Origin of the sequence: Flavobacterium sp. KACC 22763 (assembly GCF_028736155.1) — a bacterium.
Taxonomy (GTDB): domain Bacteria; phylum Bacteroidota; class Bacteroidia; order Flavobacteriales; family Flavobacteriaceae; genus Flavobacterium.
In genome coordinates this window covers 609,803-622,451 of the sequence record NZ_CP117879.1, presented here as the reverse complement: position 1 = coordinate 622,451, position 12,649 = coordinate 609,803, and the positions used below count along the sequence as shown (strand labels likewise).

The following is a 12,649-nucleotide window of genomic DNA, read 5'->3' as shown; positions in this document are numbered from 1 at the left end:
ATCGTTAAAACCACAAAACAAAATTAACCTTAAAAAAACCACAAAAAAACAACCTAACTAGTAATCCAATTAACACTTTTTTATGATGATGAAAAAATTTATACTCCAATTATTCCTATTCGGAACAATTATGCTGGGCAGTATTATGCAGGCCCAAACTGTAAAAGGTACGGTCTCGGATGTCGACGGACTGATGCCACAGGTAAACGTGAATGAAAAAGGAACTTCAAATTATGCGACAACTGATTTTGATGGTAACTATAGTATAAAAACTACAAGCGAAAATGCTATTTTAGTTTTTAGTTATATAGGATACCAAACTCAGGAAGTAGCTGTTGCTGGCAAAAAAGAACTAAATGTTACTCTTATAACAGATACAAACACCTTAAATGAAGTGGTTGTTGTAGGATATACAAGCGAAAAAAAATCTGCGATAACAGGTGCTGTTGCTACAGTAGATATGGCTGAATTATCCAAAACAAAAGTAGCCGACGTTGGTCAGGCATTACAAGGTCAGGTTGCTGGTGTTTCTGTTTCAGCAAATACAGGCGCCCCTGGAGATGGACTTAAAATACGTATTAGAGGAGAAGGAACACTAGGCAACAATGAGGTTTTGTATGTTGTAGATGGTGTTGCTACACGCGATATCTCTTTCCTGAATATGTCTGATGTAAAATCGATGACGGTATTAAAAGATGCTGCTGCAACTGCAATATACGGGTCAAGATCTGCAGGAGGTGTTGTTATACTTACTACAAAAAATGGTGCAAAAGGAAAATCGAATATCGATGTCGAATATTATTCTGGAGTAAACTTTGCCACAAACCTACCTAAAATGCTAAATGCAAGTCAGTATCTAACAGTAATGGATCAGGCTTGGCATAATTCTAATAATAACCCTGCTAGCGCAGCAAGTCCATATAGTATTGATAGAGCCAACGGAAATGTTAATGGAATACCTTTTTCGGATACAAATTGGTTAAAACAACTATTTGGTGCAGGAAAAACAGACAATGTCCAGCTTTCGTTTAGTGGCGGTTCAGAAAAGACACAGTATTTAATATCTGGTGGTTATTTCGGACAAGATGGTATTATTGTAGGTGATAAAGATACTTACAAGCGTATTAATTTTAGAGCAAATATCAATACCGAAGTTACGGATCGTTTCAAAGTTGGAACAAATTTTCAAATTACAAGCAGCAAACAAGATAAACTGTCTTCAAGTGGAGACGCTCCAGGAGTAATTAGACATGCATTATTACGTCCTTCTGTATTGGGAGCTTACAAAGATATAAGCGATCCTACATACAAAGCAAATGATCCTTATACTGACCTTCCTTTTTACTTAAACAACAATCCAAATGGCGGATGGAGTAAAAACTATGAACTTACTTCTAATCCGCTTGCGATAGTTCACTTTACAGATGATGTTAGATCTGCATTTAAACTGTTTGGAAATGTATATGGCGAATATGCTTTCCTTGCTGATAAATCACTGAAATTCAGAAGTAATTTTGGAGCAGAAGTTACTTTTGATCACAACAAAGCTTTTGGAGAGAATTTTGGCGATGATAATGACAATGATCCAAATGAGTTGTACCCAGGTCAAGGTAGACAAAACAGACCTTCGAATTTAAATGAAAATCGTGGAGAAGCTACAACTTTTACTTTTACAAATACATTAAACTATACTAAAACTCTTGCCGAAAAACACAGTATCAATGCACTTTTAGGAGAAGAAACAGTTAGTTTCAATCAATCTGCTGTTGGCGGAAGCAGAACAAATTATAATAATACTACTGATCCTTTCCGTTATCTTGATTACGGTAGTGATATTGATAAAAACAGTTCAGGATCTGCTCAAATGTGGAATCTTATTTCCTTCTTTGGTTCTGCCAATTATGGGTATGATAATAAATATTTTGCTTCGGGAACGATAAGAGCTGATGGTTCGTCTCGTTTTGGTCCAAATAACAAATGGGGATTTTTCCCTTCAGTTTCAGGAGGCTGGGTAATGTCAAGAGAAAAATTCATGGAAAATACAAAATGGATTTCTAATTTAAAATGGAGAGCCAGCTGGGGACAATCAGGAAATCAAGAAATACCTAATAACGCATACGAAACTCTTGTTACAGAAACCGGAGGAATTATCAAGGTAGTTCGTTATGGCAATCCAGATTTAAAATGGGAAACAACTACACAAACCAACTTTGGTGTTGATTTAGGTATCTTAGACAACAAACTGACTTTCTCTGTTGATTATTTTGATAAAACAACAAACGATATTTTACTTGCCGTGGGCTTACCATCGGCAACCGTTGGCCAAATTGACAAAACTTATGTTAATGCAGGAATTGTAAGCAATAAAGGATTTGAGTTTGGAGCTAATTTTCAAAATAATGATCATGAATTCAAATACGGAATTAGCGGAAATATTGCAACTCTTAAAAACAATGTAGAACAGCTTCAACAATACGTTACAGAGATTCCTGATGACAAAACACATACAAAAACAGTTGTTGGACAGCCTATAAGTTCTTATTACGGATTAAAATTTGACGGAATTTATCAAAATCAAGCAGAAATAAATTCAACACTATACTCCAATTCAAACGGAGCTAAACCTGGTGATATTAAGTTTAAAGATTTAAATGGGGATGGACAGATTAATGCAGATGATAGAGCATTTATAGGAAGTCCAATTCCAAAAATAACATACGGTTTTTCATTTAATGCAGAATACAAAAGATTTGATATGTCATTTTTATTCCAAGGTGTTTCTGGTGTGGATCGCTACAATGATTTAAAACAAATTTTAGATTATGACAGCCGTCCTTTTAACTCAACAACTGCAGTTTTAAATGCATGGCATGGCGAAGGAACAAGTAATACAACTCCTCGCAATACAATGAATGACAACGGCGGTAGTCAGATTTCAAGCGTTTTTGTTGAAGATGCATCTTACTTAAGATTAAAAAATTTAGAAATTGGATATACGTTTGATCCTAAAATAATTGGTGATACTTATTTAAGATTGTATGTGTCAGGTCAAAATTTATTGACTTTTACAAAATATACAGGATTAGATCCTGAATCTACTTCTTTGATAGATCAAGGAACTTACCCTCAATCTACTTCAATATTAATGGGATTAAAATTTAAAATTTAATAAACAAACCATGAAAAACATATATATATCAGCGATCTTGATTTCGCTATTAGCATTAACAAGCTGTCAGGATGAACTTACGACAGAACCAATTGGCGGACAGACTCAGGAACAGGCTAATTCAAAACCAACATTAAAATCTGTAGAAACTTCCGTTACTTCATCTTATGATATGCTATCCAATAAACTAAATCAATTAGCAAATTGGGATTGGAATGGCGGTTTGGTATTTCAGAATGATATCATAATAGACGATTTAGCGTCTGATGATATGGAGAAAAAATGGGCTCCAGATGGAGATCAACCATGGATGGATGAAATCAATAATTTTACTTTTACTTCTACCAACGGAGGTCCAAACGGATTATGGAAATACGATTATGAGGGAATAAAAAGAACAAATATTGCATTAAATTTTCTTTTAAATCCAGATATTGAATCCATTACAGGAATTACTCCTGAAAGAAAAAATCAATTATTAGGAGAAGCTTATTTTTTACGTTCTTATTATTATTTCTCTTTGGTCACTAATTTTGGAGATGTTCCTTTAATTCTGTCTCCAATAAAAACATATCAGGAAGCTTTTGACAAAGCCGTAAGAGCGCCAAAAGAAGCAGTATGGAGTCAAATAAAAACTGATTTGGAAAAAGCAAAAACACTTTTGCCTAATTCAAAATATTCATCTGAAAAAGAACCATGGAGAGTATCAAAAGGGGCAGTTATTACGTTACTTGCCAAAACTGCTTTATATAATAAAGATTGGTCTGGTGTAATATCTTTGGTTTCAGAACTACAAGCCACTGGTTTTTATAGTTTAAATGCCAATTATTTTGATAACTTTAATATGAATACTGAATATACTGACAACGAAGTTATATTCTCATACAATCATGTTAAACAAGCAGATCCGAGAAGAGGAAATGGAATTTGTGCTCCTTTGGGATGGGGATTTTTTGTGCCAAGCAACGATTTTTTAGCTTCATTTGAACCAAATGATCCTCGAAAATTATACACCGTAAATGTGCCTGAACAATGGATTAATAAACTTTTAGGAACTACAAATGGAGGAAACAAAGGAGATGATGACGCTCCAAATAATAAAGTTTTTTTCCGTTATGCCGATGTTTTACTTTGGAAAGCAGAAGCACTTAACGAAACAGGAGGTTATTCAGATGCAATTGCAATTATAAATCAAATTAGAGCAAGAGCAAGAAATACAGTTACAACTGTTACTTCCATAACTCAAGATCCTAATTTTCCAGATAATCCAGCCAAAACGATTTCGGTTACAACAGTTGGACCACCGCCACCAGCAGGAACATTATTAGACCGACCTAATTCTGGTGACAAAGCAACTATAAAAGGCTGGCTAATTTCTGAACGAAGAGCTGAACTTGGTTTTGAAAACCAAAGAATGCCCGATTTAAAAAGATGGGGAATTGCTAAGGAAGTAATGAATGCACATGGGAAAAATTTTCAGGACAAACATATGTTATATCCAATTCCGCAATCAGAAATAGATGCTTCAGCAGGACTTTTAACTCAAAATCCTGGATATTAATTTAAAATTGAGACCTAACAGGTTATAAAGCCTGTTAGGATTTTATAATAATAAAGAAATCAAACAACATGAAAGACATAGCTAAACGTTTTACAGATAACCCATTATTATCACCTGCCGATATTCCTGCAAGTAGAGAAGGATTAGAAATTACCTGTTTATTAAATCCAGGAGTATTTCAATATGAAAATAAAACTTGGCTGGTAGTACGTGTTGCCGAAAGACCAAAACAAAAGGAAAATATAATTTCTTTCCCCATATTAACCGAAACCGGTTCTATTCAAATTATTGAAATAGCAAAAGATGATCCTGAATTAATAGCAACAGATGCAAGAGTAATCAATTACAAAGGCGTTGATTATTTAACAACACTCTCGCATTTACGCTTATTGTGCAGTGAAGATGGACATAATTTTTATGAACCTGAAAATTATCCCTCTTTGGTTGGAGAAGGAATGCTGGAAACATTTGGTATAGAAGATTGCCGAGTTGTCTTAATTGAAGGAACTTATTATTTAACTTTTACTTCGGTATCAGACAATGGTGTTGGAGTTGGTTTGCGTACTACCACAGATTGGAAAAGCTTCAAAAAACATGGTATGATCTTGCCTGCACATAATAAAGACTGTGCCATTTTTGAAGAAAAAATCAACGGATTGTTTTATGCTTTACACCGTCCGAGCAGTGTAGATATTGGCGGCAATTATATCTGGCTGGCTTCGTCTCCAGATGGCATTCACTGGGGAAATCACCATTGCATTATAAAAACTAGAAAAGAACATTGGGACAGTAAAAGAGTGGGCGCTGGAGCTTCTCCTATAAAAACAGAAAAAGGATGGCTAGAAATTTATCATGGCGCCAACGAAAATCATCAGTATTGTTTAGGTGCTTTTTTAATGGATTTAAATGATCCCTCAAAAGTAATTGCAAGAACCGAAGCGCCAATTATGGTTCCAACAACTCAATATGAATTAAGTGGATTTTTTGGCAACGTAGTATTTACCAACGGCCATGTTGTAGAACCAGATGGAGATACACTTACCATTTATTACGGAGCTTCAGATGAATTTGTCTGCGGTGCTCAATTTTCGATTCAAGAAATTCTTTTACTTTTAAAAAATAACTAATGTTTAAAAAACTTATATCAGAAATTGACCATTTTAAAAGCCAAACCCATAATTTTAGAATACTTATTTTTACCAACTTAGTTTACGCACTGGTATTACCAGTAATTGATATTTTTGTTGCAGCATATATCATGCGAAACTCAAATGACACTTCTAAAGTTGTTATTTATCAATTAGCCATTTATACTGGAATTCCGCTTACTTTTTTACTAAATGGTTTCTTGCTAAAGCATTTCAATATCAAAAAATTGTATTCTATAGGAATGATGCTTAGCGGTGTTTCAATGATTATCATGATGTCTTTAAAAACATTAGATTTATTAGGAATTGGAATTGCTGGAATCACAATGGGACTATCATTTGGTTTATATTGGTCAAACAGAGATTATCTCGCTTTGTCTATAACAAATGATAATAATCGAAATTATTATTACGGTTTAGAGACTTTTATATATACTATAATCGCCATTGCAATACCTGCTACAATTGGCTGGTTTATACAATCTAAAACTGGTGAAGATCAAAAACATCAGGCATATGTAATCATTACCGCAGTAGTCTTTTTAATTACAATTATAGCTTCAATAGTTTGTTACCGAGGTAAATTTGAAAATCCTACACAAAAAAAATACATCTTTTTCAAGTTTCATCCTTTATGGTACAAACTATTATCTCTGGCTACTTTTAAGGGTTTAGCACAAGGTTTCCTGGTAACAGCACCCGCAATGCTTATTTTTAAAATTTTAGGAGAAGAAGGAGCGCTAGGTCAGGCACAGTCTATAGGAGCTATTTTGGCAGCTATTATAATTTATTTTATTGGTCGTTTTTCTAAGCCTTCAGACAGAATCAAAACCTTTTCTGTTGGTTTGATTTTATTTGCTTTGGGAGCTTGTCTTAACGGAATTTTATTCGACAAAATGGGTGTAATAATCTTTTTGTTGTTGTTACTTATAGCAAAACCATTAATGGATTTAGCCTACTTCCCTATTCAATTAAAAGTAATTGATGTTGTTTCTAAAATAGAAAAAAGAGGTGAATTTGCGTATATCTTAAATCACGAAGCTGGCTTATATATTGGCAGACTTTTGGGTGCAGGAACTTTTTTAACGCTCTATTATGCCGTTTCTGAAGATTTTGCTTTAAGATACGCCATCGGAATTATTGCTCTGCTGCAGTTATGCTCCATTTTTATCAGCAAAAAAATTATTAAACAAGGAATCGAACTTTCTCCAGATGAAAATACAGAAACTAAAATTCTGGATGAAGTAATGGTAAACCAACTTTAAAGATCACAAAATGAATACATTTATAAAAATTACTACTTCTTGCCTATTTGTTTTAAGTCTTACTGCCAATGCTCAAGTAAAACAGCAACCAATACCAAGGGTCGATCAAATGCCAAATCTTCCGCAACCTTTGCAAATTATAGATTATAAAAAACTGGCTTTAGATTTTGACAAAACCGTTTATGATTTTAATGCCAAAGGTAAATTTTGGCCAATGGTTTGGATTGATGAAAGCCAAAAAAACTTTCCTCAAAATGTAGTTGGTTTGTATACTGCTGTAGCAGATGTAAGACAAGGGACTAACAATAAGGGAATGTTTCATGAAGCTCTCGCTACAATGGGCGCTACAATGGGTGCAACACTAGTAGGAATTGACAAAACCAATCAGCAGAACCTCAATTATGTTGCCATGTTGAAAAACTACTTCAACAAAGAAACCAACTGGAATATTATGATGAATAATACTTGCCCAGAAGTTGCTTTATTAGGCGGTGGTTATGGTCGTGACTGGTGGTACGATGTCTACCCTAACCTTTTGTTCTTTGCGGTTTATGACCAATATCCTAACGAGCCTGGTTTTACAGAAATAGCCAGAACTATTGCAGACAAATTTTATGAGGCCGATGTTATTTTAAACGGAAATTATAATTATTCGTATTTTGATTATAACAAGATGACACCAATGACCAACCATATCTGCACTCAGCCCGACGCCGCAGCTGGACATGCTTGGGTTTTATATATGGCATATAAAAAGTTCGGTGATGCTAAATATTTAAAAGGTGCAAAAAGTGCATTAGCAGCATTAGAATCGCAATCAAAAAATCCGACTTATGAAGTCTTAATGCCGTTTGGAGCTTATCTGGCCGCAAGAATTAATGCAGAAGAAAATTCAAAATACGATACCAGCAAAATGCTGGATTGGACTTTTGACGGAACACCAATTTGTCGTGAAGGTTGGGGAGCACTAGTGGGAAACTGGAACGGAATCGATATTTCGGGAACATTTGGAAGCACAGTTGATCATGGTGGCTACGGTTTTCTCATGAACACTTATGATGCCGCATGGCCATTGGTGCCAATGGTTAGATACGATCAATCGTATGCAGCTGCGATCGGGAAATGGATGCTGAATGCCGCCAATGCTTCTCGTTTTTTCTATCCGCAATATATGCCAAAAGAACATCAGACTATTCCTGAACTTGCCGATGTAACCAAAGGTGTAATTGCTTATGAAGGAATTATTAAACAATCGAGCTATAAAGAATACGAACACTTAAAAGGTCCCGTAGCACAAGGCGACGGTCCTCTTTGGGTACTTGGAAAAAATCCTAAAGAATCTCAATTTAGTGTTTACGGAAGCGGTCATGTTGGTATTTTTGGCAGTATCATCCGTGCTACAAATGTTACTGGAATACTACAGTTAAATTTATTAGCAACAGATTTTTATCACGAAAAAGCATATCCATCTTATTTATATTATAATCCATATTCAAAAAGTAAAACGGTTATTTTAAATACCGAAAAAGGTAAAAAAGTAGATTTATACAATACCGTTTCAGGAAGTTTTGTTGCAAGAAATGTTACATCATCTGCCAAAATAAAACTTGATCCTATACAAGCCGCTGTTATTGTATGTGTTCCCACAAATGGAAAAGTAACTTATCAAGGAGAAAAAATGCTGATTGATGATATTGTAGTAGATTATCAGGTTCAACCAAAAAAGTAAAATCAATAATTCTACAAGATTTATATGAGTATCCTAACAGGTTTTAAAAACCTGTTAGGTATTTTTTATATCCAAAATATAGCAATGACAAACGTAAAAAAACTATCTCATTCTTTTTCGAATTACACAATTATTAATCAGATTGCAATTTCATGAAATATAACTTATTGAAATACATATTCTTTTTTCTATTAATGCTAAACATAAATTCTTCTTTTGCTCAAAAAAAAACAATTGAAAAAAAATGGTGGAAAGAAGCTGTGTTTTATCAAATCTACATGCCAAGTTATGCTGACAGCAATGGCGATGGATATGGAGACTTTAAAGGAATGACTCAAAAACTAGATTATCTAGAAAATCTTGGCATAAAAGGTATCTGGCTCACTCCCTTTTTAACTTCTCCAAAAGTAGATAACGGATATGATGTTGCCAATTATTACGAAGTAGACCCAACTTACGGCACCAAAGCTGATTTTGATACTTTTTTAGATGAAGCACATAAAAGAGGAATAAAAGTAATTATAGATATGGTTTTTAATCATACTTCTACTGATTCTAAATGGTTTCAGGAATCTAGAAAATCAAAAGACAATCCGTATCGTGATTATTATATCTGGAAAGATGTTCCAAACAATTGGGAATCATTTTTTGGAGGAACAGCTTGGGAAAAAGATGTTGAAACGAATCAATATTACTATCATAAATTTGATAAAAGAATGGCCGATTTGAATTGGTCAAACCCCAAAGTAGTTGCTGAGATCCAAAATGTATTACGCTTTTGGCTCGATGCTGGTGTAGATGGTTTTCGATTGGATGTAATTAATTTTCTGACCACAAACGGAATCACAAAAGATAATCCGATGAAAGACGGAAAACAAGATCACATCAATGATATAGATCAAGAAGGTGTAAAAAATGCAATGCGTATTATAAAATCTACCGTTAATGAATACGAAAATCGTTTTATTGTCGGAGAAATTGGAAGCGATAATATTGAAATATTAAAACAATACCAATCGCAAGATTTATTAGATGTTGTTTTTAATTTCAACTTTGGAAGCATTAAAGAATTTTCGACTCAGCAAATTTTTGATGAGTTACAGAGCATGGAAAAAAACATGAGCAATTACCCAACTCTCTTTTTCGGAAGCCATGATATGCCCAGAATGATCGACCGTTTAGCTAATGGAGATACGGATCGTGCTGTGGCTTTAACTGCTTTGATACTAACCGCAAAAGGAGTTCCGTTTATTTATTATGGAGAATAAATTGGAATGCACAATATCGTCGCAGAAAACATAAATGAAATGGTAGATATACAAGGAAGAACACACTATAAATTGGCTATTGAAAAAGGCAAAAATGAAAAAGAGTCCCTTCTTGAAGCAAACGAGCATAATAGAGATAAATCACGAAGTCCGATGCAATGGAATTCAGATGCTTTTGCTGGATTTTCTACAGAAAAAATCTGGATTAAAATCAACGCCGACTATAAAAAAACAAATGTTGAGGTTCTAGAAAACCAAAAAAAATCTATTCTTAGCAGTTACAAAAAACTAATCACTTTAAGAAATAAAGAAAAAGTTTTGCAATACGGAAATTATGAAAATCTTGAATCATCAAAAGATCAAATCTCATTCACAAGGTCTTTTGAAGGAGAAAAAATTACGGTTACAATTAATTTTGGCATAAAAAAAGTAGCTACAGTTCCTGATAATGCTAAAATATTAATGGGAAACAAACTTCTAAAATCAAACAGCTTTATTGTATATAAACATTAAGGCTTAATTTACAATCCTAACAGGTTTTAAAAACCTGTTAGGTAATTTCGCAATATATAAATGTCAACAAATTTTTAAAACCCTATAAAAATCACTTAAGTTCGTAAATAAATGATTCTGAAGGTGCTATTTCAACTATAACAGTTCCTTCTCCATTCTTTACAGTCAAAACATTTTTATTCTTTAAATACAATTGCTCTGTAAGCATGTATTCACCGTCTTTTAAATTCCATTTAAGAATAATATCAGATGGAATTTTCAAATTAAACACACTCGTTTTCTCCGAAGAGAAATTTGTTACAATAATCAATTTTTGATTTTCAGACCAACGAACAAATGAATAAATCAATTCACCATAATTACTAGTGTTTTGACGATTTACAGTCTGAATTTCTTCAAAACTTCCCATTAAAGCACTACTATTAATAGTAAAGTTCAATAATCGTTTGTAAAAATCACGAAGTCTTTTTTCAGATTCCGAAAGCTGTCCTCCGTCAAACTTCCCTCCATTCATCCAACGCTGATGGTTTGGAACGCCGATATAATCAAAAATCGATGTTCTGGAGCGTTTTCCAAAACCTGCATCTTCGTTCCCCGCCTCTCCTACTTCCTGTCCGAAATAAATCATAGTTGGCGAAGTGCTGATTGTTGCAGAAACTACCATTAAAGGTTTTCCTCTCTCTGGCGTTCCTGCAAATTCTGGACTTGCCAAACGCTGTTCGTCATGATTGTCAAGAAAATGAAGCATGTGATGTTCTATATCTGACATTCCATTTTGAATACTTGTCAATTCGTCTGGAGAAGATTTTCCGCGAATAATATCTTTCAGTTTATCATAAGTCTCCACTTTATCATAGAGGTAATCCATTTTTCCTAAACGGATATAATTGCGATATTCATTCGGATTATAAACTTCTGCCAATAAAAACGCATTTGGATTTTTCGTTTTAATGGAAGAATTCATATAACTCCAAAACTCATACGGAACCATTTCTGCCATATCATAACGGAATCCATCAACACCTTTTGCTGTCCAGTACAGCGCAATATCTCTAAATTTTTTCCAAGAATCAGGAACGTCTTTATCTTGCCAGAAAGCAAAATGTTCTTGATACGTTTTCTGATCAAAACCAGCAGGAAGTTCAGGAAAATCTTTAGTTCCGTCGGGACGCACTCCGTAATTTACTTTTACAGTTTCATACCAATCATTTTGGTCTGGTTTAATTTTACGGGAGCCATTTCCAGTCCATTTCGCAGGATTTTCATCAAATTTTCCATCAATAAGCGGATTTTTCTCTCCATTTAAAGGAATGTCACCGTCAGGAATTTCAAAATGCTGCTGTGGAATGTAATAGAAATTATTGTTTCGTTTATATTCAACCGTAACATCATCACCTGCTCCAAAATCTTTTACTCCTTCCGGATTTGTTTTTCCTTCGTACTTTCTCGCAATGTGATTTGGAACAATATCAATGATCACTTTCAAACCTGCATTATGAGTTCGTTTGATTAAAGCTTCAAATTCTTCTAATCGTTTTGCAGGATTTACAGCCAAATCTGGATTTACATTATAGTAATCTTTTACTGCGTAAGGAGAACCTGCGCGTCCTTTTACTACTTCTGGATCATCATTTGAAATTCCATACGCCGTATAATCATGCACCAGAGCATGATGCGGAACTCCTGTATACCAAATATAGCTAACCCCTAAATCTTTTATTTCATGAAGCGCTTTATCCGTAAAATCATTAAATTTCCCTACACCATTTTCTTCAATAGTTCCCCAAGGTTTGTTGTTTGTATTTTTGTTTCCAAATAGGCGCGTAAAAACTTGATAAACTACAACTTTCTTTTCTGCTGCGGTTTGTTCTTTTGCTGTGCTCATTTTTATGTCTTTTGTTTTACAGGCTGAAAATAGTACCGTTAATGTTATTCCGGCTACGATTATTTTTTTACTTATCATATTTTTAGGCTATTCTTATCTTCCCTATTTGGT

At 34.1% G+C, this 12,649-nt stretch carries 6 protein-coding genes and 1 pseudogene; 6 read left to right on the top strand and 1 reads right to left on the bottom strand.

The window, feature by feature from the left end:
- Positions 1–82 precede the first annotated feature (82 nt).
- From PQ463_RS02735 to PQ463_RS02710, 6 genes and pseudogenes are all read left to right on the top strand, one after another.
- Positions 83–3,169: a SusC/RagA family TonB-linked outer membrane protein gene (locus tag PQ463_RS02735; protein WP_274256205.1), complete on the top strand. Its 3,087-nt coding sequence runs from the start codon at positions 83–85 to the stop codon at positions 3,167–3,169.
- Positions 3,170–3,179: 10 nt separating this feature from the next.
- The gene (locus tag PQ463_RS02730; RefSeq protein WP_274256204.1) at positions 3,180–4,730 is read left to right on the top strand and encodes a RagB/SusD family nutrient uptake outer membrane protein; all 1,551 of its coding nucleotides are present in this window, start codon (positions 3,180–3,182) and stop codon (positions 4,728–4,730) included.
- A 68-nt stretch (positions 4,731–4,798) separates the two neighbouring features.
- The gene (locus tag PQ463_RS02725; RefSeq protein ID WP_274256203.1) at positions 4,799–5,857 is read left to right on the top strand and encodes a glycoside hydrolase family 130 protein; all 1,059 of its coding nucleotides are present in this window, start codon (positions 4,799–4,801) and stop codon (positions 5,855–5,857) included.
- Entirely contained in the window at positions 5,857–7,143 is a 1,287-nt protein-coding gene (locus PQ463_RS02720; protein WP_274256202.1) for an MFS transporter, read from the top strand. Before PQ463_RS02725 ends, PQ463_RS02720 begins: the two co-directional genes overlap by 1 nt.
- Before the next feature lie 10 nt (positions 7,144–7,153).
- Positions 7,154–8,872 carry a hypothetical protein gene (locus PQ463_RS02715; RefSeq protein ID WP_274256201.1) on the top strand — a complete coding sequence of 573 codons (1,719 nt, stop codon included), beginning with the start codon at positions 7,154–7,156 and terminating at the stop codon, positions 8,870–8,872.
- Positions 8,873–9,024: 152 nt separating this feature from the next.
- Positions 9,025–10,653 (top strand): annotated as a pseudogene (locus PQ463_RS02710) (alpha-glucosidase).
- A 91-nt stretch (positions 10,654–10,744) separates the two neighbouring features.
- On the opposite strand, the gene PQ463_RS02700 reads toward PQ463_RS02710, so the two are convergent.
- Positions 10,745–12,616 carry an alpha-amylase family glycosyl hydrolase gene (locus PQ463_RS02700; RefSeq protein WP_274256198.1) on the bottom strand — a complete coding sequence of 624 codons (1,872 nt, stop codon included), beginning with the start codon at positions 12,614–12,616 and terminating at the stop codon, positions 10,745–10,747.
- Positions 12,617–12,649 lie beyond the last annotated feature (33 nt).

Bases quoted from the DNA above. Each gene is read 5' to 3' on its own strand.
- PQ463_RS02720 (WP_274256202.1), top strand. From the start codon at position 5,857: ATGTTTAAAAAACTTATATCAGAAATTGACCATTTTAAAAGCCAAACC.
- PQ463_RS02700 (WP_274256198.1), bottom strand. From the start codon at position 12,616: ATGATAAGTAAAAAAATAATCGTAGCCGGAATAACATTAACGGTACTA.
- PQ463_RS02715 (WP_274256201.1), top strand. From the start codon at position 7,154: ATGAATACATTTATAAAAATTACTACTTCTTGCCTATTTGTTTTAAGT.
- PQ463_RS02725 (WP_274256203.1), top strand. From the start codon at position 4,799: ATGAAAGACATAGCTAAACGTTTTACAGATAACCCATTATTATCACCT.
- PQ463_RS02735 (WP_274256205.1), top strand. From the start codon at position 83: ATGATGATGAAAAAATTTATACTCCAATTATTCCTATTCGGAACAATT.
- PQ463_RS02730 (WP_274256204.1), top strand. From the start codon at position 3,180: ATGAAAAACATATATATATCAGCGATCTTGATTTCGCTATTAGCATTA.